Origin of the sequence: Phaeodactylibacter sp. (assembly GCF_040219495.1) — a bacterium.
GTDB lineage: Bacteria > Bacteroidota > Bacteroidia > Chitinophagales > Saprospiraceae > Phaeodactylibacter.
Genome location: NZ_JAVJSK010000049.1, coordinates 100,432 through 121,718 on the forward strand (window position 1 = coordinate 100,432; position 21,287 = coordinate 121,718).

20 protein-coding genes are annotated in these 21,287 nt (G+C 50.5%); 8 read left to right on the forward strand and 12 right to left on the reverse strand.

Features of this window, described 5'->3' with window-relative positions:
• The first annotated feature begins 78 nt into the window (after positions 1-78).
• From lipB to RIC19_RS07375, 3 genes are read left to right on the forward strand one after another with little or no spacing between them, the layout of a single operon-like run.
• The gene (gene lipB / locus RIC19_RS07365; protein ID WP_502930826.1) at positions 79-843 is read left to right on the forward strand and encodes a lipoyl(octanoyl) transferase LipB; all 765 of its coding nucleotides are present in this window, start codon (positions 79-81) and stop codon (positions 841-843) included.
• 38 nt (positions 844-881) lie between these two features.
• Positions 882-1,322: a hypothetical protein gene (locus RIC19_RS07370; RefSeq protein WP_350177658.1), complete on the forward strand. Its 441-nt coding sequence runs from the start codon at positions 882-884 to the stop codon at positions 1,320-1,322.
• Between the two features lie 4 nt (positions 1,323-1,326).
• Positions 1,327-1,863, forward strand: coding sequence for an acyl-CoA thioesterase (locus RIC19_RS07375; RefSeq protein ID WP_350177659.1), 537 nt, complete (start codon positions 1,327-1,329; stop codon positions 1,861-1,863).
• A 117-nt stretch (positions 1,864-1,980) separates the two neighbouring features.
• Here the strand turns inward: RIC19_RS07375 and RIC19_RS07380 are convergent, their stop codons facing one another.
• The 4 genes from RIC19_RS07380 to RIC19_RS07395 form a co-directional block, all read right to left on the reverse strand.
• Positions 1,981-4,680, reverse strand: a complete 2,700-nt coding sequence (locus RIC19_RS07380; RefSeq protein WP_350177660.1) for an SDR family NAD(P)-dependent oxidoreductase — start codon at positions 4,678-4,680, stop codon at positions 1,981-1,983.
• Positions 4,681-4,708: 28 nt separating this feature from the next.
• Entirely contained in the window at positions 4,709-6,052 is a 1,344-nt protein-coding gene (locus RIC19_RS07385) for a TlpA disulfide reductase family protein (RefSeq protein WP_350177661.1), read from the reverse strand.
• A gap of 113 nt (positions 6,053-6,165) precedes the next feature.
• Positions 6,166-6,693 (reverse strand): DUF8685 domain-containing protein, encoded by a 528-nt coding sequence (locus RIC19_RS07390; RefSeq protein ID WP_350177662.1) that lies wholly within the window; start codon positions 6,691-6,693, stop codon positions 6,166-6,168.
• Positions 6,694-6,703: 10 nt separating this feature from the next.
• Positions 6,704-8,134 (reverse strand): dicarboxylate/amino acid:cation symporter, encoded by a 1,431-nt coding sequence (locus RIC19_RS07395; RefSeq protein WP_350177678.1) that lies wholly within the window; start codon positions 8,132-8,134, stop codon positions 6,704-6,706.
• 84 nt (positions 8,135-8,218) lie between these two features.
• Here RIC19_RS07395 and hemE point away from each other — a divergent pair, with 84 nt between their 5' ends.
• The 3 genes from hemE (at position 8,219) to RIC19_RS07410 (ending at position 10,676) form a co-directional block, all read left to right on the forward strand.
• Positions 8,219-9,250, forward strand: coding sequence for a uroporphyrinogen decarboxylase (gene hemE / locus RIC19_RS07400; RefSeq protein WP_350177663.1), 1,032 nt, complete (start codon positions 8,219-8,221; stop codon positions 9,248-9,250).
• A gap of 228 nt (positions 9,251-9,478) precedes the next feature.
• Positions 9,479-10,357, forward strand: coding sequence for an acetyl-CoA carboxylase, carboxyltransferase subunit beta (gene accD, locus RIC19_RS07405; RefSeq protein ID WP_350177664.1), 879 nt, complete (start codon positions 9,479-9,481; stop codon positions 10,355-10,357).
• Positions 10,344-10,676 carry a cupin domain-containing protein gene (locus RIC19_RS07410; protein ID WP_350177665.1) on the forward strand — a complete coding sequence of 111 codons (333 nt, stop codon included), beginning with the start codon at positions 10,344-10,346 and terminating at the stop codon, positions 10,674-10,676. The genes accD and RIC19_RS07410 overlap by 14 nt, the downstream gene beginning before the upstream one ends.
• Positions 10,677-10,998: 322 nt before the next feature.
• On the opposite strand, the gene RIC19_RS07415 is transcribed toward RIC19_RS07410, so the two are convergent.
• From RIC19_RS07415 to RIC19_RS07445, 7 genes are all read right to left on the reverse strand, one after another.
• A complete protein-coding gene (locus tag RIC19_RS07415; protein WP_350177666.1) occupies positions 10,999-12,138 on the reverse strand; it encodes a cytochrome-c peroxidase in 1,140 nt (379 codons plus the stop codon).
• Complete coding sequence (locus RIC19_RS07420) at positions 12,135-13,196, reverse strand: cytochrome-c peroxidase (RefSeq protein ID WP_350177667.1); 1,062 nt, start codon at positions 13,194-13,196, stop codon at positions 12,135-12,137. The genes RIC19_RS07415 and RIC19_RS07420 overlap by 4 nt, the downstream gene beginning before the upstream one ends.
• A 1-nt stretch (position 13,197) precedes the next feature.
• Positions 13,198-13,980, reverse strand: coding sequence for an MbnP family protein (locus tag RIC19_RS07425; protein ID WP_350177668.1), 783 nt, complete (start codon positions 13,978-13,980; stop codon positions 13,198-13,200).
• Positions 13,981-14,055: 75 nt separating this feature from the next.
• A complete protein-coding gene (locus RIC19_RS07430; protein WP_350177669.1) occupies positions 14,056-14,919 on the reverse strand; it encodes an MbnP family protein in 864 nt (287 codons plus the stop codon).
• Positions 14,906-15,718: an exonuclease domain-containing protein gene (locus tag RIC19_RS07435; RefSeq protein WP_350177670.1), complete on the reverse strand. Its 813-nt coding sequence runs from the start codon at positions 15,716-15,718 to the stop codon at positions 14,906-14,908. Before RIC19_RS07435 ends, RIC19_RS07430 begins: the two co-directional genes overlap by 14 nt.
• Positions 15,719-15,726: 8 nt before the next feature.
• Positions 15,727-16,812 (reverse strand): FAD:protein FMN transferase, encoded by a 1,086-nt coding sequence (locus tag RIC19_RS07440; RefSeq protein WP_350177671.1) that lies wholly within the window; start codon positions 16,810-16,812, stop codon positions 15,727-15,729.
• Between the two features lie 9 nt (positions 16,813-16,821).
• Positions 16,822-17,220, reverse strand: a complete 399-nt coding sequence (locus tag RIC19_RS07445) for a DoxX family protein (protein WP_350177672.1) — start codon at positions 17,218-17,220, stop codon at positions 16,822-16,824.
• A 479-nt stretch (positions 17,221-17,699) separates the two neighbouring features.
• Here RIC19_RS07445 and RIC19_RS07450 point away from each other — a divergent pair, with 479 nt between their 5' ends.
• Positions 17,700-18,242: a TRAP transporter small permease subunit gene (locus RIC19_RS07450; RefSeq protein ID WP_350177673.1), complete on the forward strand. Its 543-nt coding sequence runs from the start codon at positions 17,700-17,702 to the stop codon at positions 18,240-18,242.
• A gap of 3 nt (positions 18,243-18,245) precedes the next feature.
• Entirely contained in the window at positions 18,246-19,550 is a 1,305-nt protein-coding gene (locus RIC19_RS07455; RefSeq protein ID WP_350177674.1) for a TRAP transporter large permease, read from the forward strand.
• A 177-nt stretch (positions 19,551-19,727) separates the two neighbouring features.
• On the opposite strand, the gene RIC19_RS07460 is transcribed toward RIC19_RS07455, so the two are convergent.
• Complete coding sequence (locus tag RIC19_RS07460; protein ID WP_350177675.1) at positions 19,728-21,215, reverse strand: hypothetical protein; 1,488 nt, start codon at positions 21,213-21,215, stop codon at positions 19,728-19,730.
• Positions 21,216-21,287: the final 72 nt, after the last annotated feature.

Sequence of the window (21,287 nt, forward strand, 5' to 3'; positions counted from 1 at the left end):
TAGAAATTTAGAGCTTTGGGAAACCCCTAAAGGATTAAATGTCAGAATAATGCCCGAAAAAACTTGATTTCTAAGTCAATCCCGTTAGCTTTGCGGCACATTTTGAAAAGCATGCAGAAAGTTGTATTTCAGGACTTGGGGCGCATCCGATATCAGGAAGCATGGAACCTTCAGGAAGAACGCTTGCAAGAGGTTGTTGGTCGTAAACTCTACAACCGGGATCAGCGCAAAGCCGGAAAGCCCCTAACGCCACTGTTCCACTATCTGCTATTTTGCGAGCATCCTCCCGTCTACACTTTGGGTAAAAGCGGGTCACTAGACCACCTGCTGTTGTCAGAAGCCGAACTGGAAGCCCGGGGTTTCGAGTTTTTCAAAATCAATCGCGGCGGTGATATTACCTACCACGGGCCCGGACAGATCGTCGGATATCCCATTTTTGACCTGGATGAATTCTTTACCGATATTCACAAGTATGTCCGTTACCTGGAAGAAGCAGTGATACGGACACTGGCGGAGTACGGTATTACCAGTACGCGGGAAGAAGGCTACACGGGAGTCTGGCTCGAAGCCACAGAGGAGCAGCCGAAGCGGAAAATCTGCGCCATCGGTGTCCATCTTAAGCGCTGGGTGACGATGCATGGCTTCGCTTTCAACGTGAATACCGACCTGGGCCACTTCGCTAATATTGTGCCCTGTGGTATCGCCGATGATGACAAAGCCGTGACTTCCATGGAAATGGAGCTGGGCCGCCCGGTAGATATTAACGAAGTGAAGAACAAACTCAAAAAGGCTTTTGCCTCGTTATTTCAATATGAGTACACTACTGCTGATGTGCTTCATTAGCTGGTAGATGAGCTTTGATGCCCCAACCACTGAACCCTATGAAATTCAATAACGGCATGACCGACCCAACTATGATGAAAGATATCCCCAACTTGAAAGTCGAAGACGTAGCTATTGCTGTTGCGCCACGCGAAAGTCAGTCCGGTGAAGAAGAGCTCTGGGATAGCTACCTGATCAACCTGAAGGAGGAGCCGATCTCTAATGTGCTGATCAATAGCCGGGGCTATGGTCAGCTGGACGGTGAGAAAATGAAGACTACTGTGCTGCGCCATTTCTTTGAGGAAGTGGGCCCGCTGCAAATCGTGAAGATTGAGCCTATACAGGCTAAACTCTTCGACCTGACGAACGAATACTGGATCAGCTTTACGCATGAGGGGCATATGTATGACAAAAAATATGTCTTTGTCAAAGGCAGTATTCAGCAAGACAACTTTACCACCATCCCTTTTATCAACCTTAAAGGGGTAATGATCCGATAACTACATGAGTGAACGCAAAGCCAGACGAGTAAGTGAATCCCGTACCGTAATGACCGAAATGGTCATGCCCAACGATACCAACCCTATGGGCAACCTAATGGGCGGCAACCTGCTACGCTGGATGGACATCGTTTCGGGCATTTGTGCAGGCAAGCACTGCGAAGCTCATGTTGTGACGGCTTCCGTTGACCATGTCTCCTTTCAGAAACCCATCAAGGTGGGAGATGTGGTTACGCTCGAAGCTTCCGTTACCCGTGCTTTCCGTACTTCTGTAGAGGTATATGTCGAGGTTTTTGCCAATGATATCAAAGGGGGCAATGCCCGGCGTTGCAATCATGCCTATTATACTTTCGTTGGCCTCGATGATGAGCATCAGCCGGTACCTGTGCCGCCGGTGCTTGCGCTCACTGAAATTGAGCAGCAGCGTTACGATAGCGCCCCCCGCCGACGTGAAGTCCGCCTCATCCTGAGTGGGCGGATGAAGCCGGAGCAGTCTACTGAAATCCGCTCTTTCTTTGATGACATGCCTAAGCTTCCTTAATCCGGATCTCGCTAAATTTTGTACAGCTTACGTAACGTTTCCCCTTCTCAATGTCTTGTACGGTCCTTCAGTAAACAAACCCAGCAGACACAGGCAGACCCAGCCATGTGCTTATTTTTATTCTTCCTCTTCTTCGTAACGTGCCCGGCCTGACCGGTCAATGAGGGTACTGCTGGCTTGCTGTGTGCCTTGCAAAACCATGTCCAGTACATTGACGTGCGCCGGTTGGGTAGTCATAAAATAGATGGACTCCGCCACATCATGGCTTGCCAGAGGTTTGAAATCCTCATAAATCTGTGCACGCTCCGCATCGCCATCGAAGCGGACGAGCGCAAACTCCGTCTCCTCCACATGAGCGGGGCTGACCATGCCCACACGAACGCCGTATTTATGCAGGTCCATGCGCATGGCCTTGGTCAGGCCATCCACGGCAAATTTGGTGGCGTTGTAGACATTCCCGTTGGGGTAGGCTTCTTTACCGGCGGTAGAGCAAATGTTGATGATATGCCCGCTGCCACGTTCCACCATGCCAGGAGCTACTAACCGGGTGATGTACAGTAAGCCCTTGAGGTTGGTATCAATCATTTCTTCCCAGTGGCGCAATTCACCTTCGTGTATTGGTGCGAGCCCCTTGGCTTTACCTGCATTATTGATGAGGACATCAATTTCAGACCAATGCCCCTCCAGTTGCTTCAGGGCCGCTTCACATTCCTGCCCGCTGCGTACGTCGAACGAGAGGGTTAACACCTCTGCTTCATAATGCTCCACCAGTTGAGAACGGAACAGGTCGAGCCGCTCCCGCCGCCGGCCGGTGATGATGACGCGGTAGCCTTTTTCGGCAAAAAGCATTGCCGTAGCCTTTCCAATACCCGAAGTCGCTCCGGTGATTAGTACCGTTTGGTCAACTTTGGGACGGGGCAGGGGAGGAGGCACAGCCGGGCGCTCTTCCAGTTTGTGCTGCAACTCGCTTACGGTTTCTTCTTTTTCCCGTAACAATTGCTCAAGTTGCATGATACTATCCTTCATCGCTTCAATTGCACCGAGGTCAACGGCCTGGGCCGAAAAGATATCCTGCTCCGCCCCGGGCGCTTCTTCCCGTGAAGCTGCGAGGGCAAAGGCTTCGTCATTTTCAGCTGTTTGCAACTCCGGATTGATTTGAATGGACTTCTGGTAAGCATCAGCTGCTTTGCGGTATTCCCCCAGCTTGTGGTAAACCAATGCCATGTCATAGTAGGCAAACGGATGGAAAGCATTAACCTTCAACGTTTTCTTAAAGTACTTAACGGCTTTTTCCGGCTTGTCCAGGACTTCATTGAGCAGTAAAGCATACTGATAAAGCGCATCGTAATTGCTCTTGTCACCTTTGGCCGCTCTTTTAAAGTATCGAGCCGCTTCAACCCGCTCCGCTTCAAAATGAGCAGCCGTGATCATACCTAAACGGTAGTAAGCATTCGGGTAGTCTTCATCTACCTCAAGTAGCATGAGGTAGTGCTTGCGGGCAGACTCAAAGTCGCCTTCCAGCTCTTCCAATTCCCCGATCAAAAACAACGCATCGGTATTTTCAGGGTCCAGTTCGATGACCGGCAATAGCTCTTCACGGGCGGAGTGGTAGTCTTTTCGGGAACGGGCCAGCATCAAGGCATAATGGTAGCGGAGCATGGCATTGTCGGGTTGTGCTTCGATAGCCGCAGCCATATGTTCAAGCCCTTCATCTACCTGCCCGTTGTTCAGCAGGTTTAGGGCATGTTCAATGTAATCCTGCTCATCGCCTGGTGTTGTATCCACATCTTCTTCCGGTACTGCTGCCTCTTCTGACTGTGGGGGGGCTACCGGCTCCTCCGGGAACGGACTGGAAGGCTGAAAAACTTCATGCCCTTCCTGGTCTTGTTGCTGCTGGTTCAACTCTGCGCCATCCTGAGGAGCGGCTTCTTCCACTTCATCCTCATCAGGCTCTATGCTATGCACGGTTTCCTGCTCTGGTGTAGGGGTGTCGGCCACCACATCATCGTCCTCCTGCTCGTTGGAGGAAGGGGCTTCTGCGGGCATATCTTCTACCGGCTCATCCATCTCAGGGGTTTGGTGGCTCTCTCCCTGATCCGGGAAGAGTTTGTCCATCCCCGGGATATTGGCGATGATTTCCGGACTCGGGGCGGGGTCTTGTTCCTCCTCAGGTTCCGCTTCATTCGATTCTTCCTCTCTTGCAGGTGCGCTAAAAACAGATCTGAAATTGGCCCAGCTGGCTTCATCCTCCGTGAAGATGAAAAACTGTTGGTAGGCGTTGGCCTGAAGCTGTGGAAGCAGGAGGTAATTCATGCTGCGCAGCAGCCGGAGGAATTCCCCCACTTCGCTAGACACCTCCCGCATAACTTTGAGATGGCTGTTGAAATGGTCTTCGTCCAGTTCGCTCATCTGCTTTTTCTGCCGCCGCAGATCAAGGTATTGGTCCTGCCAGTAGTTGATGTACTGAATAATATCGCTAACCCGCTCAAAATCAGTAGGCACTGCATTTTGCTGCCCCGTGGCCGGGTCTTCAGTGACCCCGTCAATAATAATTGGCAGGATATCGTGCCTTTTTTCCTGCAAGAGCTTCAACCCCCGGCTCATACACTGAGCCGATTTGAGGTAATTGTCGCTAATAAACAAAAGGATCGGGTCTGATTGCCCCAGCAGCTGATCCGTCAGGAAATTATTGTCCGTTGACCGGTTGCAGGAATAATGATGAAAGGTGTAGGGAGAGGCGGATAATTGTTCCTGTACCTCTGCAACGATTGCTTCGTTGTCAGCGCAGTAGGCCAGTGCAATACTATTCGTACTCATGATTGAAGTTGATTTTTGGGTATTACGTTTACTCTAGCAGGCGAGCTATAAATGTATTAAAATCTTTTTTGAAATCCGCATAAGCAGAAGTCGCTGGCCCATTGAAACCGGTGTGTATGCGTTCCACTTCGCCAGTTTTGCCCAGGATGATCATCGTAGGGTAGGCAATGACTTCGGAGAGCATTGGGAGGGCTTTGACCGCTTCTTCGTTGTCTGCATACCCGGCCAAAGCGATCTCATAGCCCGGTTTTACGTTTTGCTCAAACCGGCTGATGGCTGCCATGGCTTTATCGGTTTCCCGGTAGCGCTCAAAGGCCAGGCCGATGACCTCAAGGTCTGCATCGGGATGGTCATTCAGATAGGCTTTTAGGAATTCGGATTCATCTCGGCAATTGGGGCACCAAGTGCCTAAGAGCTGAATAATGACCACCTTTCCATCGTACTTTGCATCGGGAAAGCGCAGAATGTCCCCCCCTGGAGTTGGGAACGCAAACTCCAGGGTGGAATAGCCCTCTTTTAGGCTCGTCAGGCTGTCCGGGTCAGGCAATGTGGCATCCGGGTCTTTTTTGGCTGTCCACAGGGTTTGGAAGTGCTTACCGGAACGGAAGGAGCCTAGCAGACTGCCATCTTCCCGGATACGCGCTTCAAACATAAAGGCATGAGCCCCATCAAAACAGCTCAGATAGACCTTGTCGGCCTGTACACTGCCCTGAAGAAAACGGTAATCACCGGTTTCTGTGAGGAAGGTCCCGGTCAGGGCATTGCCAGTTTGCTTAAATTCGGCTACGGCCGGGTAGCGGTCTTCTTCTTCTTCCCCTACGCCAAAAGTAGCGGACCACTTGCCGGTCAGGTCCATATCGGGCTCCTTGCGCAGCGTAGTGAACCGGTGCCCTTTGCCATGATACCCTTTGAACGGGATCCGGTAGCGCTCACCGCGGTTGTTGACGATCCATTCCCCCTCCATGACATCCTCTTCGTAGATGGCCTCAATACGGGAATCGTAAACCGGGAAGTTGATGACAATCGTGTCTTTAGCGGTTGCCCGGTCCAGCCCAATCGTGATATCATCTACGCGAAGCCGCTCTTCTCCGTTGATCAATTCAATGTAGAAGTCGTTTTCATTCGTGTAGATGACCTCAAAGTTGAAAGGCAACTCTCCGTTGGTGACTTCCTCAAATTCGAGGTTGAGCTTTTCAGGCAGGGGCTCTCCATCCGGATTAGGCGTAACGAGATTGGGCTCCAGCTCCAGTACGCCACGCCAGGGGCCGGGCGGCAGGGCTGAAAACTCGTTTTCAACAACAATACAACCGGTCTGCTGCAGGAGCATAAAGGTGACCACAAAAAAGGAAACAAGCCGGGAAGCGTTGCTCATGTAAGTTTCAGGTTTGCTGGTATTAGTACTATACTCCATAATCGGTCAAAAGATACATTTTTTAGGCTCAAATGTTAATTCTCCCATTTTGTTCCCTGACAAACGGTTCCGATTTAGGATTTTGCGCCGACAAAATGATCATCCTTGTACTTAAACAGCACATTGAAGCTCGTCAGGCTGCCGTAAATACGCGTAATATACTGCTGCAGGCTGACCTTTTCCTCGTCGCTCAGTTTGCTGCTGTTGATACGCTGTTCCATGACGCGCAGGCGGTCGCGCACCATTACAATCTTATGGAAAAAGCCCTCGATGGGCATTTCTTTCGGTTTCCCCGCTTCACCGGGCTCCAGGATCAGCTTACCGCCTTCCCAGCGGTCACCCAGCTCTACTGTTTCCTGCAGGTCCGAAAAATTCCGGAGCACTTTGAGCAGGGATTTTTCCAATGCGTTAAAAGACACGCCTTCTTCGGCCGGGACCGCTTCTATGATTTCCCATTTGTCGTACTCTTTGCCGACTTGTTTGATGCCATAAACCATGAAGCATACATCGTAGGCAACTTGGTGCAAACGGATGATGGCACCATCGCCGTAGGCCGGGTGCTTGACCCGGGAGCCAATTCCAAGTAATTGTTGTTCAGCCATAAGTATTAAATTATGCAGTTTCAATTTCTTCCAGTCGTTTCACATCCAGTTCCCCTTCGCTCTGTGCAATCAACGTTGAAACGGTGGCATCTCCGGTTACGTTCACGACCGTCCGGCACATATCCAGGATGCGGTCTACCGGAAAGATAATGGCGATCCAGGCCGGGTTCAGCCCCACCGATTGCAGGACCACGATCATCATCACCAAGCCGGCACTGGGCACTGCTGCAGAGCCAATAGAGGCCAGGGTGGCGGTAAGTACGATGGTCAGTTGTTGCCCCAGGGTGAGGTCTACCAGGTGCATCTGAGCCAGGAACACCACGGCAACGGCCTGATAGAGGCTGGTGCCGTCCATATTGACAGTGGCGCCAATGGGCAGTACAAAGTTGGTCACATTATGAGAAACGCCGATGTTGTCCCGCACACACTCCATAGTCACCGGCAGAGTCGCCGCACTGGAGCTGGTGGAAAAGGCAAGGAACTGCGCCGGGCTGATGCGCCGGAAGAAGCCGCTATAGGTCAGCTTTTTGACAAAGAAGGTAGCAATCGTCGGATAGAACACAAAAATCATAAAAAACAAGCCGATCAAGACCACGACCGAGTAACTCAGCAGGCCCTTGAAAATTTCAATCACCTCGGCCGGCGTGCTGGCCATTTTGGAAATTACACCGGCCATCAGAGCGAACACAAAGAAAGGCGCGGCTTCCATCACGACCTCCACCATTTTCAGGAATACTTCATTGACGCCATCAATGAGTTGCCGGACCGGCTGCGCTTTTTCGGCGGGGATGAGCAGCAGCATGACCCCAAAGAAAATGCCAAAAAAGATGACCTGGAGCATACGGCCGGAATCGGTTAGCGCAGCGAAGATATTGTCAGGCACAAAGTCGACGAGGAATTGCAGGGGCCCGGCCCCTTTGAATTGTTCAGCCGCTTTCATACGGGCTTCCACGCCTTCATCGCTCATCTCGGTTTTCATAGCCACTTCTGCCTGGGCAACCAGGTCAGCGTATTCGGGTTTGGAAAGGTAACGCTCCCCATCGAGGATGCGGCCCCCGGGCGTGCTTTCTGCCCAGAGTTCGTACTTGAGCCGGTTTTTGACCCGTTGCCCCTCATCAATATAGTTGCCCGGCTGTAAGAGGTTGACCACGATCAGTCCTACCGTTACCGCTGCTACAGTGGTTACGACGTAGGCAATCAGGGTTTTGGCGCCCATTCTCCCGAGCTTGGAGGGGTCTGGCAGGCCCGCCACGCCACCAATAATAGAGAACAACACCAGCGGAACGGCTATGAATTTCAGCAGCCGGATAAAAATGGTACCGAAGGGGTCAATCCAATTTTGAGTAAAAGCATTCCATCCGAGTGAACTGGAAACGAGCGAGTAAATTATACCGGCAATGAGGCCGATAATGATTTTCCAGTGCAAGGGTAAGTTTTTTATCATAATCGTGTCAGCTCAGGTATTTGAAGCCCCAAATTAGACATTTTATATTAAGTGAAATAAAAATTTGGCTAAGTTTGCCGCATGAGCACAAAGAATGATCTCTTTCTAAGAACCGCCCGGGGAGAGGCTGTAGAGCGCCCTCCGGTCTGGCTAATGCGGCAGGCAGGGCGCATCCTGCCTCAGTACCGGGCTATTCGCAACCGGCTCTCTGGTTTCAAGGAATTGGTGGAGACACCGGAGCTGGCCGCCGAAGTAACGATACAACCTGTGGATGAACTGGGTGTGGATGCCGCAATTATCTTTTCGGATATCCTGGTTATCCCGGAAGCCATGGGGCTGCCCTACGAAATGGTGGAAAAACGTGGGCCGTTATTCCCCCAAGTCATTGGCAGCGAGGCAGATATCAAGGCGCTGAAGAGTGGCGCTTTCGCTGCCGCCGACTTACAGTACGTCTATGATGCCGTCGCGCTTACGCGCAAGCAGCTCGACGGGCGGGTCCCTCTCATCGGGTTCTCCGGTGCACCCTGGACGCTTCTGGCTTACATGGTGGAAGGGAGTGGCAGTAAGACCTTCTCGAAGGCCAAGAAACTCCTCTACACCAATCCCGGGCTGGCGCACCAACTGCTGGAGAAAATCTCGGAGACGATTATTGCCTACCTCAAGCTGAAAGTACAAAGCGGCGTGCAGCTGGTCCAAATTTTCGATTCCTGGGCGGGCATTCTCAGCCCGGAGCAATACCGGGAATTTGCGCTACCCTATATCAGGGCTATTTGCGAAGGCATTACCGAAGTGCCGGTCACCGTATTTTCCAAAGGCGCGTGGTTTGTTTATGAAGACCTTGGTCAGCTGGACTGTCAGGTGATTGGGCTGGACTGGAATACGCCTCCGGAAGTAGCCCGGCAATGGGTAGGGGATGGCAAAGTCCTGCAGGGCAATCTCGATCCCTGTCAATTATATGCAGCCCCGGAGGTCATTGAGAAAGCAGCAATAAAAATGCTGGAGCGCTTCGGCCGCAAGCATATTGCCAACCTGGGCCACGGTGTTTATCCGGATACGCCACTTGAAGGCGTTAGGGCTTATGTCGACACCGTCAAGGCTTATCGGTACAAATAAGTACCAGGTTTTTTTTAGATTTGTCCCCGTGCGCATTATTTTTGGATGCGTTTTTACGATGTTTAAAGTCGGGCAAGCTCGCTTTTTACTTTCGTATACCACTGAAAATCAACCTGCTAACTGAGTGCATCCACTTTGGTTTGCCATTGCTTAAAAGCAGGAGCACCCCCGAAAACCTTTTGTGTTGCGACTAGAGCGATACCTTATCATCATCCAAAAAGCAACTGAATGGGCTGGTTTAAACGACTTAAAGATGGCATTCAAACGGCCACACGAAATAAGAAGGACACCCCGGAAGGCTTGTGGTACAAATGCCGGCGTTGTAAGGAAACTTCCACGGTGAAGGAATTGAAAGACAATTTCTTTAAATGCCCGCACTGCAACTTTCATGTCCGCCTGCGCTCTTATGACTACTTCGACCTCATTTTTGACGGGCAGTACGAAGAGCTTTATGAAGATCTGCTGTCAAAAGATTTCCTGAATTTCACAGACCTTAAGCCCTACACAGAACGGCTGGAGGATGCTAAGGAAAAGACAGGGCTGACGGATGCTGTAGCCGTTGCTAAAGGTAAAGTCAACCGGCGTTCGCTGGTCATTGCTGCAATGGACTTCAAGTTTATCGGCGGGTCTATGGGGTCTGTGGTAGGTGAGAAAATCGCACTGGCTATTGACCACTGCATCGAACACCGCATTCCATTTCTTATGATTTCCAAGTCGGGTGGTGCGCGTATGATGGAGTCGGCGTTTTCGCTCATGCAAATGGCGAAGACCTCTGCCAAACTCACGCAGCTGGCCCGAGCGAAAGTGCCTTATTTTTCACTCATGACTGACCCGACCACTGGTGGGGTTACGGCTTCCTTCGCTATGCTCGGCGACATCAACTTCGCGGAGCCGGAAGCTCTGATTGGGTTTGCGGGCCCGCGGGTCATCAAGGAGACTATCAAAAAAGAATTGCCCGAAGGGTTCCAAACTTCGGAATTCCTTTTGGAGCATGGCTTTCTGGACTTCATCGTGGACCGGAAAGACCTGAAAGAGATTATTTCTGATCTATTGTATTTTTTTGAGAAACCACCTGCCAACCCAATTACTGAAGATGAGCAGCAATAGTTTCCTGCGCCTGGAGGAGGATATCCGTGAAAGGGAGCTGGTACCCGGTTTCAATGCCCGCCTGATTCATACGGATGAAGTGACCATCGGACATGTGCAGGCTCAAAAGGGGAGTGTACTGCCGGAGCATCAGCACCCGCATCAGCAGGTTACTAATGTGATTTCGGGAGAGCTTTCCATGACGGTAGCTGGGGTCACTCAAACTTGCCGGGCGGGTGATGCGGTTGTCATACCGGGAAATACACCGCACTCTGCCCAAGCGATCACGGATTGCTATCTGATTGATGTGTTCCACCCTGTCCGGGAGGATTATAAGTAGGCTTTGTGAAGTGTTTTCCTTTTTTTATGATGGTTGTCGAGGATTCACATTCCGCACCTAACAGCGCGGGACCGGTGCTGCGCCCTTGTGGTTACCGACATTTTGCCCCTGACGGGGCAAGGCAGTGCCTGTGAAGGGGGTATGCTTCGGAAAAACTGCCTGTGCTCATTGAAGACTATAGCGTAGCTTTTCCTTGCCAGATTAGCGATCATATTATGTAAGGTAATAATTAAACACGTGAAGCCCCGTTAGGGACTCCAAGTGGGTAACCTTAAAATGCTACCGCACTTTACCCGATAAAGCTCCAGGGTTTCATTGGTCTTTACTCCCCAAACGGATTGCTAAATGCCGGATCATTGATGAAAGTCGTATCCGTCAGCATATTCAGGAAGGCGATCATAGCCTCCTTCTGCTCATCACTAAGGGTGAAGGGTTGGATGTTGGGGTCTTCATTAGCAATGCCATGCCCGCCCGTGGCATAGGAATCCAGCACTTCCTCCAGTGTGGCAAAACGGCCATCGTGCATATAAGGCGCGGTGAGGGCGATATTACGCAGGGTAGGCGCCCTGAATTTACCATTATCATAGATATTTCCGGTCACTTCCCCAAAGCCTTTGTCCGGGAAGCTTTCGAGGTCTTCCACATCAGAGATACCGTTGTTGAAGAAATTATTTTCAGTAAACAACGCACTACCGTGACAGTGAGAGCACCCAGGGTGATCCTGTGTTGGCAAGGCCTGCTCCACAAAAAACAAGTCCCGCCCCATTTGCTCTGCTTCCGTTGGCCAGCCCTGTTGTTCCCAGACCACCTTATCGAAGCGGGAGTTGTAGCTGATCATCGTGCGCTCGAATTGAGCCAATGCTTTTACCGCCAGGCTGCGGTCAATTTCGCTGGCGTATTCAATACCGAAAGCCTCCCGGAATTTCGCAGGATATTCCGGGTGGTTGCGCAGTTTATCTTCCACCACATCCCAGGACTCATCCATCTCCCGGTGGTCTTCAATGGGGATCAACGCCTGCTCCTCCAGCGTAGCCGAACGGCCATCCCAGAAAAAGCCTCTAGGGTTGAAAGCCAGGTTGAGCAGTGGCATAGAAGACCGGACACCTAACTGTCCATCAATACCTGTACTGACCGCACCTCCGTCAGTGAAGCTCAACTCCTGGAAGTGGCAGCTGCCACAGGAAATCGTGCTGTCCCGCGAAAGAATCGGATCATAAAATAGCATACGCCCGAGCGCGATCGCTTCTTCCGTCATCGGGTTGTCCGGCGGGATGAGTGGGTTGGGAAAACGTTCCGGCAGGTAATCGAAGGCATAAGCCGTTGGGTCGTAATCGGCCATTATTGGCTCCTCCTGCGGGCAGTTGTCGCAGTCGGTAGGATTACCGGTATCATCTTCCTGACAGGCACTGAAGAGCGTCAGGGCAAGGAGAGCAAAAAAAACGGGTAGCGCAGGTATTTTCATTGTAGCAAAGCTTTTTGATCGGACAATTTACGAACAAAAGAAGTATCGGTAAGGGTTCCGAGGAAAGCGATTAATGCCAGCTTGTCCTCGTCACTCAAATGTAATTTTCTGATTTTAGGGTCCACGTTGGGCCCGGGGTGGCCGCCGCTGTTGTAGTGCTCTATGACTTCCTGTAGCGTGCTGAAGCGCCCATCGTGCATGTAGGGCGCTGTAAGCGTAATGTTACGAAGGCTGGGCACTCTGAACCGGCCGTTATCATACTTCGCACCGGTGACAGCGCCACGGCCGGGGTCGGTATAAGTATAAGGTGCCTGCTCCTCCTGAACACCATTATTCATATACGTTTGGTCGGTGAACAAGGGGGGCGTGTGGCAGTGCCCGCATTCCCCATCCGGCAGTTCCTCGGAGGAATCGAAGAAAATGTGCTTGCCACGAAGCTCCAGTACGGTATAGGCTGCTTCTTCCCGCATGATGCTGTCGTACTTGCTTTCGCTGCTCATCAGGCTGCGCTGGAAATGCGCCAGGGCATTGACGACCTGTTCCTGTTCGAGCGGTCCCCCAAAGGCGCGTTCAAATAGCCGGGGATAGTCGGGATGTGCCCTGAGCCGCTGCAGCACCGTTGGCCAGTCGCTGCCCAGTTCGTTGGGGTTGATCACCGGGTGTACAGCTTGTGCCTCAAGGGTAGGGGAGCGACCGTCCCAGAAAAGCCCTGTTGTGACCCAGGCAAGATTGACCAGTGAAGGGGCATTGCGCGTTCCTTTACGGTTCTCTATGCCCACTGCAATTGCTTTACCGTCAGTAAAAGCCCGTTCCGGCAAATGGCAGCTGCCGCATGACAGGGTGGAGTCTTTGGATAAAACAGGGTCAAAGAACAGCATTTGCCCTAACGCTGCTTTCTCCGGATGATAGGGGTTTTCCGGATAATCCACTAACTGTACGAAGTGCTCCGGGCCATGCAGGGGCGCAGGTGCTGTGTCCGCAGTTGTGCCCTGTGTACAGCCGTTCGACAACGCAAACAGCAGAATTGCTCCTGTAATATGACCAAAAAAGCGGTTCACTTTATCGCGTTTCCAGGCTTACTGCAGCCGGGATATTTTCTGCCATGAATACAGCTGCCGGAGAAGTGGTGGAGTGGGCAAACTGCGCCTCCCGGAAGTCCCAGAAAGCCCCATCCTGTTGCCGGATTAGGATTTCCTGAAGGTCAAAATTGAGGGCTAGGGTTTGCGGAGTGCCTTTTTCCAGGTCAATTGCACCTGTAAATTGCACGCTGCTGTAGTTGTTGTTGCCACCGATGTGGTAAGTCAGTTTTTCCTGAAATTCACCATCTGCATCGAGGTCTGCATTGCCTTCGATCTTGAAAAAGATATAGCTAGATGCATCTTCCCAGTAGTTTTGGGAAAGCGGGTGGGTCAGGTCATAATCGGGTGGAATCGTGGCATTCAGCTCGGGGGAAACGCCGAGCCCGATTTTCAGCCCGGTGTAGTTGCGCACAGGGACTTCCATCTTAACTACCTCCACGCCAGCGGTTGCGTCTGCATCGGTGTAGACATCGGCAAAGCTAACCAGCGCAATATTCGTAAGCAATTCCTCTTTTTCGGTGCCGTCCTCTTCGTAAACCAGCGCAATATCAGACAAGTAGGTCTGCAACAATTGCATTTGCAGCTGCATGCCGTCTTCGTAGTTGTAAGTACGCTCGAACATGACGAGCGGATCGTCCCCGTAAGTGCCGGTGGCGAGTAGAGTCAGCTCCGTGGTGGCGGGGCCGCCGTTGTCATCAGAATTGCCGCAGCCGGCAGTGATCAGCGCTACAGCGAGTGCAAGGAGAAAGAGAGTTTGCTTCATTAGATTTTGATTCTGTTGGATAAACTGTTCGTTTTATATAACAGGCTGGTGACCTTGCCTGTTGTCCATCTATCGCTATTCCAGCACTATTTCCTTCAAAGAAAAGGCCTCTGCTGTATTGCCGACAATTTTTTGTTGCAGTTCGGCCTTGGAGTCCGTCACTACATTGATGCCCTCCAGCCATTTGCGGTAGTCGATCTGGATAACCACCTTCAGGTTGAAGCCAGGGATTTTCTCCCCCACCACCGGTAAGGCCACCTGTTGCAGGTTCGCAAAAGTGCCCACCCGAAGCTGCTCAGGTATCGTATCTGCGGCGGTGGTATCGCGGAACAATTCGATAAACTGATAGACATAACCCGAGTCCTGATTGAAATACAGCAAGCTGTCGGTCAGGCCCAGAGGATGGGCGGCCGGGATGGAATCGGCGATAGATACATTGGCCTGGCCATTGACCCCCACAAAAAAACGCAGGCTTTGCAAATCCGCAGCTTCGCGCAGGGTGCCCAGGCCGATTACATTGCTGTTGCCTGCGGTCACGAGCCCAAAATTATCCGGGACTGATTGCAGAATGATGTCGCCATTGGTATTAAAAAGGTATAAGTCGAGTTCTTCTTCTATATTGAGATAGGTGCCATCGGTACGTTGCAGCTCAAAGTCAGAGATGAAGAAGGTAAACGCATTGACAGTAAACGGGTTGCCGGCGGCATCGAGGTACACACTGTCGCGCAACCGGAAGTTGTAAAGCGTATCCGCTGTGGAATACTGATGAGTAAACTGTATACGCAGCTCAGGGTACTGACATTCCTCTGGCGCATTGTTGTCGGCTTCAAAATTGTAATTGACCGCCTCGAGGTCGAGGCAGCCATCCTGTGGTTCATAACAGCCGCTCCAAAGCGCAATCACCAATACCAGGAAGGCCGTGAATTTATTGGTTCTCATATTCCCGTACCAGTCTTTTTACAATTTGTTTGACCTGTGAGCTGAATTCCTTATTGAGGATCCAGTTGAAGTACTGTTTGTCTTTGGACAGCGTCTCGCCGACCGGTTTGCCATTGTATTTACCGAAGCTGAACACAATGGTGCCGTCGATATCATACTTCATTTTCTGCGTCGCATCCACATAACGCAGATCGTTGGTGAAATCGTGCACCACCTGCATGTCATTGGTCACCGGGGTAGGGGTGATGTTGCCATCATCATCTTCGTGGTCCACCCCTTTATATTTTTCCAGCTGCCCCTTGAATACGTCAATCGTCGCATAGACATCAGCTAGAGCGTCGTGGGCGTTCTCCATTTCCTTGTTGCAATAAAAGCGTACGGCAGCTTTGAGATTCCGAGGCTCCATTTTGTAGAATATGCGCTGCACATCGATAGTGCGGCGGTTGTCGATATTGAATTCGATACCCACCCGGTCAAATTCCTCCATCAGCATGGGGATATCAAAGCGGTTGGAGTTATAGCCCGCCAGGTCAGCGTTGCCGATGAAGGCATGAATCTCCTCTGCCACTTGTTGAAAGGTGGGCTTGTTGGCGACATCCTTCGGCGTAATACCGTGGACTTCCATGGCTTCCTCGCTGATGGGGATGCCCGGGTTGATGAGCATGCTCAGTTCTTCAGGCGCGCCGCCGTTTTTCAGGTATTTGACCATGGCGATTTGCAGAATCCGGTCCCGGACCACGCTAAGCCCCGTTGCTTCCAAGTCAAAAAATATCAGATCTTTGTCGAGGTTGAAGTCCATAGTTGTAATTAATCGTTTGTAGTGAAGAATTCTGCGAGCCCGTCGGTGTAAGACACTGCCATCGCACCGTCTGGCAAGCCGTAGATAAAGTAGGCTTCAATACCGGCCAGTTCCGAGGCGAGCTTTTTAGCCTGTTCCACGCCCATCGTCATGAAGGCGGTGGCATAAGCATCGGCAGTCATACAGTCCTTTGCAAAAACGGAAGCACTCAGCAGGGTATTGCGCTCAGGGTATCCGGTTTTCGCATTGATGGTATGGCTGTACTTTTGCCCATTTATTTCGTAGTAATTTCGGTAATTGCCGGAAGTGGCTAACGCCCGGTCCTGAAGAGGCACCGTTGTTTGAATCTCATCCATCGCTGCGCTTTCCTCGGGCACGTTGATGCCAAGCTTCCAGGCATCTCCTCTCGGGCTTTGGCCTTTGGCGAGCGTTTCACCGCCTATGTCAACCAGAAAGTGCTGCACGCCCATGTCTGTCAGCAGTTGCCCCACCAGGTCCACCCCGTAGCCCTTGGCCAGTGCGCTGAAGTCCAGCTTGACCCCGGGAAGGGCCTTAATCAGAATGTCGGTATCGTCAAAGCGCTGCAATTCGACCTTGTCCATGCCAAGATACTGTAACAGCGAGTCGACCATCAGGCTGTCGACATTTTCTACTTTACGTTTTTCGGTATAACCAAACCCCCAGTAATTGACCAGCGGCATAACCGTGGCATCGAAGTAGCCATCCGTTTCATGGTAGATTTCGAGGGCTTTTTTGTAGTTGCGGATGAAATGACCATTTGGGTAGCTGTCTGCCGTCCCGCTTACCGGATTGGTATTGAGGTTAAAGAGGCTGTCCGACTGATTGAAACGGGAAATAGTGGATTGTGGGATATAGGTCGACACCTCCAGGTTGAGCTGCCGCAGAATGGAGTCCACCTTTGGCTTTACGTCATCCAGCCCTTTTTTGTCAAAAGTGACCCGGTAGTAGGTGCCCATCGTCTCCCCTTCGATGATTTGGTAGTCTTTGGAGATGACCCTTCCCGGTGTGTCTCCGCAACTGCTGAAGAGGAAACCCAGGAGCACCCAGATGATAACATGCAAATCATATTTCATAATAAATGGTTAAGCCGACTTTCTGATTTGAGCGTCTATAGAGTACCAGCCGGGGCCTGCCAGTAAAATGCAAACATAGGGCACCAAGAACAACAGCCCGCCTTCCATATCAGCATACCCGTCGCCCCAATGGGCAACAAAGACGGCCACAAACATGGTAATGATCAGCGGTATGGCAGCAAGCCGGGTGAACAGCCCCACGGCAAGCAACAGTGCGCAGAACAGTTCGGCAAAGACCGCCAGCCCAAGTGAAATTTCCGGCCCCAAGCCCAGGAAATCGAGGAATTTCACTTCTTCACCCCCTGTAAGCCTTTGCAGCTTAGGCCAGCCATGTGCGTAGGCCATGCTGAGCCCAAACATAAGGCGGAGGAGCAATAAAACAATATCGTGGTAGCGGGTGTGCGTCATGAACCAATCGGTTTTTTGTTGGCGGCAAAGGTAGTCAAGTCAAGATTAAAAACTAAGCGCTTGTTGGGATTTCGCACTTCGGGCTGCTCTTGCCAAATATTGTTCTGCACATCGTTGCTCACCTTCCTGCGCGTTGCCGCTTCGACCCACCTCCGATAGGTTGGCAGTGTATGTTATTACTCGTAAGTCGCTGCGCTCGTCTCCAGTGTGCCCTAACTTAAACCCAAAGAAATTAGGCGGTTGTGGTACAGAAGCGAAGCGACTGATGAAATAAACACCCACCTAGCGTAGATAATACTTGCTCAGTCAGGTGTACCATAGAGCGTGTTGGGACTTTAGTGATCGGTCTGCAAACTGCACCTTTCGACTGAAAGACCAACCTGCTATCAACTTTTTGGGGCAAAACTTACGGGTAGCGTTCGGCATTGATTATCTTTCGTCAGAAATCAAAGCAAGAAAAATCAACAAAACCCTGGCTGATGGTATCTACGCTCCGGAAAGTTGCCCAGGCTATCCACACCCTGAATGAGCATGTAGGCAGATCGGCAGCATGGCTGACTACGCTGCTGATGTTGCTGGTCTGTTTCGATGTGGTCGTCCGATATTTATTTAATGAAACCCAAGCCTGGATTATGGAGCTGGAATGGCACCTGTTCGGGCTTATCTTTTTGCTGGGTGCCGGGTATGCTTTCCGGCACGACCGGCATGTCAGGGTGGATTTGTTCTACGCTAAGTTTTCGGCAAAGGACAAAGCGCTGGTGAATCTCATCGGAGGCCTAATATTCCTGATTCCCTGGACGGCTATTCTGATTTACGTTTCCTTTGAATACGCCACTATTGCCTACAAAATAGGAGAGGGGTCGCCCGATCCAGGAGGACTGCCGGCCCGCTACATCATCAAATATGCGATAACGGCAGGCATGGCACTGCTTTTCCTGCAAGGGCTCGCGAGTATCATCGACAACTGGTTGATCTTCAAAGGTAAAGCCCCTTCCCATTCCAGCACTTCTGAAACTGAATAAGCCATGGCCATCCTTGCGATATTACTGTTCATCAGCATCTTTCTGCTCATTTTGTACGGGTATCCGGTAGCCTTTACGCTGGGGGGGATTTCCATCCTTTACGCTATCTGCTTCCTGGAGCCAGGCAGCTTCATCGCGCTATCGCCCCGTATGATGGGCGTTGTGAGCAATTATGTGCTGATGGCGGTGCCCCTTTTCATCTACATGGGCATCATGCTGGAGAAATCCGGTCTGGCGGAGAGCCTTCTGGAAACCATGGCCATGCTGTTTGGCAAAGTCCGGGGCGGGCTGGCGATTAGCGTAGTGATCGTGGGTGCGTTATTGGCCGCTTCCACCGGAATTGTGGGCGCAACCGTAATCACCATGGGGCTGATCAGCCTGCCGACCATGCTGAAGCGTGGTTACCGCACCGAACTGGCTACGGGCACGATTGCCGCTTCCGGCACCCTCGGGCAGATCATTCCGCCTTCAGTCGTATTGGTACTCCTGGGCAGCGTGCTGAATGTTTCCGTGGGGCAGCTGTTTGCCGCAGCGCTGATCCCGGGGCTGCTGCTTGTACTCGTTTATATTGTGTACATCGCCATCACCGCATGGGTGCGCCCGGAGTATGCGCCAAGTATGCCGAAAGAAGAACTGGAGGCCTTCTGGGCTTCCGGGGCGACCCGGAAAGTGCTACAGGCGTTTGTGCTGCCGATGCTTTTGATTGTAGCCGTGCTGGGCTCCATTTTTGCAGGCATTGCTTCGCCTACGGAGGCCGCTGCGGTTGGGGCGATGGGCGCCACCCTGCTTACCATCAGTCAGGGTAAATTCAATCTGGAAGTATTAAAGTCGGTCATGCGGGAAACGACCCACCTGACAAGTATGGTATTTGTGATTTTGCTGGGCGCTACTGTCTTTTCCTTCGTCTTCCGGGAAATGGGCGGGGACACCTACCTCGTCAGCCTGATCGAAGAAGCCAATCTGTCGCCCATGGCTTTTCTGGCCCTGGTGATGATCGTGGTCTTCGTTGCCGGCTTTTTTATCGACTTTATTGAGATCATCTTCATCATCGTACCGGTAGTGGCTCCTATTTTCGTGCAGATGGATATTGATTTGATCTGGATAGGCGTACTGCTGGGGCTGAACCTGCAGACCTCCTTCCTGTCACCGCCGTTCGGGTTTTCCTTGTTCTACCTCAAAGGGGTAGCACCTCCGGGCGTGACCACTCAGCACCTGTACCGGGGTATTTTGCCGTTTGTGATTATTCAGCTGGTGTTTCTCAGTACGGTCATTCTTTTCCCTGAGGTAGTGTACTTTTTGATTGATTGAGCAGAGTGGCAGGAGGACAGCTTGCTGACTTCTGGGTGTACGGTGAAAATTTTTTGATGGGTTTGAGATAATGATGCTATCCTATCTCGATGGCAATAATTGGAAGGTGACAACACCTTCAGTTACAGACATGATTTGTAAATGTGTTATGCCTTGCCTTAAGCCTGAAAATTTCGTTCAAAAATCAGTTTTGACTTTTCCTTTGCCTCGGTCTATTCCCATCCCTAAACGGAATAATTCAGCTATATAATAGCGGCTGTTGAATTTTTTCAATACACCTTGGTCTACAAGAAGAGAAACTTCCTCGTTAGTCAGGAAATCAATTTGTTCAGTAGGGAATTTAATACTTGAAGAACTGTCCTCTAGTTTTTTTAATACTCGCTCGTAACGATTTCCTCGATTCTCCTGTTTTACCTCATCCAGTTTTTCTTTTCCTACATCAAGGAAAGCATCTCTAATTGCTCTAGGGCTTAGTATTCGGTCGTCTGGATGAGTTGAACTTTCCATTTCCTTTTTGATAGCCTCTGCAAGAAACCTAACTAAGTCTCTAGACTGTACTTCGTCGTTAAAATTCGATAAAATGTTCAGAATCTTTTTTGCAGAGCGGGCTTCCCGAGACTGATCTGACCCTAACTTTCTACCCCATAATTGATTAAGTGCATCTGTAAGCTGCTCTTCACTAGATTTTAATATATCTTGATCGTTTATACCCAATAGAAGGTAGATTTCGTAATGATTCATTATCCAAGCGACAAGTCTGAGGGCTTCTGTCCGGTCCCATTTTAGTTCGTAGTCTTTATAACGATCAAGAAATTGACCTAAGTTTTGCTTAATAACATGTTCCAAGATGTCTCTTCGAATAAATGGCATTACCCCAACCTTGGAATTTGGTATTACACTGATATAACTGGGCACATCTTGTAATAGCGACTTGAGAGCAATTTGTTGTTGCTCATTTTCAAAGTAATTCGGAAATAAATCTTCCAGGCCATCAAATATCAGTAGATATGATGCGGAGGTATTTGTTTGCTCATTTAAGAACTTAATACCTGCCCCCTCCTTGTCTATTTCAAAATTACAACTCCAAGCAATAACGTCTAACCAAACTGCTCGCCATTCATCTATGTTTAAATCTTTACTCAGCATTCGTATTAGGTAAGGCTTAACCTGCTTTACCCAGGTTGCAGGTTTTTCCTCCACCTGTTCAGGGTAGGTAACTGCGATGATTTCACCCTCTTGATAATGCACTTCTTCAGTCGTTGGCAGAGATTGAGACAAAAAGCTTCTCCAGTTTTCACTGCGTAACAATTGTCGAAACAAAAAAGTTTTTCCCGATCCTTTCGCTCCAATAATTACCAAATTTGGGATTCGAGTCCTATTTTTAGCAGCTAGCGATCGAATAGCATTACTTCTGTAAAAATGATCAGGCAAGTGTTTTTCAGCATAGATTAAGTCTGGTAATACATCGAGCATTCGTTTACGAGAACCCTCTAAATCATCCGGAGTTCCTATTGATTTTGAGGTGGAGACACTAAAATATTCAACTAGATCATTTAAGCCTTCTTGAAACCCACTTTTTTCAATTGCAGTTTTGAGAGGGTGTGACGGATTTTTGATGTAATTATTAAGCTGCATACCGCATTCTCTTTTTCCAATATTGCTCATATCTGCCCGCAGACAGCTTGAGCGCACGGACGATAAGCATATCATCGGCATGCACATTAAGCCACCTCATGC

What these genes read in the sequence shown, in the direction of transcription:
- RIC19_RS07370 (WP_350177658.1), top strand. Translation starts at nt 882, where the DNA reads ATGAAATTCAATAACGGCATGACCGACCCAACTATGATGAAAGATATC.
- RIC19_RS07375 (WP_350177659.1), top strand. Translation starts at nt 1,327, where the DNA reads ATGAGTGAACGCAAAGCCAGACGAGTAAGTGAATCCCGTACCGTAATG.
- RIC19_RS07380 (WP_350177660.1), bottom strand. Translation starts at nt 4,680, where the DNA reads ATGAGTACGAATAGTATTGCACTGGCCTACTGCGCTGACAACGAAGCA.
- RIC19_RS07385 (WP_350177661.1), bottom strand. Translation starts at nt 6,052, where the DNA reads ATGAGCAACGCTTCCCGGCTTGTTTCCTTTTTTGTGGTCACCTTTATG.
- RIC19_RS07390 (WP_350177662.1), bottom strand. Translation starts at nt 6,693, where the DNA reads ATGGCTGAACAACAATTACTTGGAATTGGCTCCCGGGTCAAGCACCCG.
- hemE (WP_350177663.1), top strand. Translation starts at nt 8,219, where the DNA reads ATGAGCACAAAGAATGATCTCTTTCTAAGAACCGCCCGGGGAGAGGCT.
- accD (WP_350177664.1), top strand. Translation starts at nt 9,479, where the DNA reads ATGGGCTGGTTTAAACGACTTAAAGATGGCATTCAAACGGCCACACGA.
- RIC19_RS07410 (WP_350177665.1), top strand. Translation starts at nt 10,344, where the DNA reads ATGAGCAGCAATAGTTTCCTGCGCCTGGAGGAGGATATCCGTGAAAGG.
- RIC19_RS07415 (WP_350177666.1), bottom strand. Translation starts at nt 12,138, where the DNA reads ATGAAAATACCTGCGCTACCCGTTTTTTTTGCTCTCCTTGCCCTGACG.
- RIC19_RS07425 (WP_350177668.1), bottom strand. Translation starts at nt 13,980, where the DNA reads ATGAAGCAAACTCTCTTTCTCCTTGCACTCGCTGTAGCGCTGATCACT.
- RIC19_RS07430 (WP_350177669.1), bottom strand. Translation starts at nt 14,919, where the DNA reads ATGAGAACCAATAAATTCACGGCCTTCCTGGTATTGGTGATTGCGCTT.
- RIC19_RS07435 (WP_350177670.1), bottom strand. Translation starts at nt 15,718, where the DNA reads ATGGACTTCAACCTCGACAAAGATCTGATATTTTTTGACTTGGAAGCA.
- RIC19_RS07440 (WP_350177671.1), bottom strand. Translation starts at nt 16,812, where the DNA reads ATGAAATATGATTTGCATGTTATCATCTGGGTGCTCCTGGGTTTCCTC.
- RIC19_RS07445 (WP_350177672.1), bottom strand. Translation starts at nt 17,220, where the DNA reads ATGACGCACACCCGCTACCACGATATTGTTTTATTGCTCCTCCGCCTT.
- RIC19_RS07450 (WP_350177673.1), top strand. Translation starts at nt 17,700, where the DNA reads ATGGTATCTACGCTCCGGAAAGTTGCCCAGGCTATCCACACCCTGAAT.
- RIC19_RS07455 (WP_350177674.1), top strand. Translation starts at nt 18,246, where the DNA reads ATGGCCATCCTTGCGATATTACTGTTCATCAGCATCTTTCTGCTCATT.
- RIC19_RS07460 (WP_350177675.1), bottom strand. Translation starts at nt 21,215, where the DNA reads ATGAGCAATATTGGAAAAAGAGAATGCGGTATGCAGCTTAATAATTAC.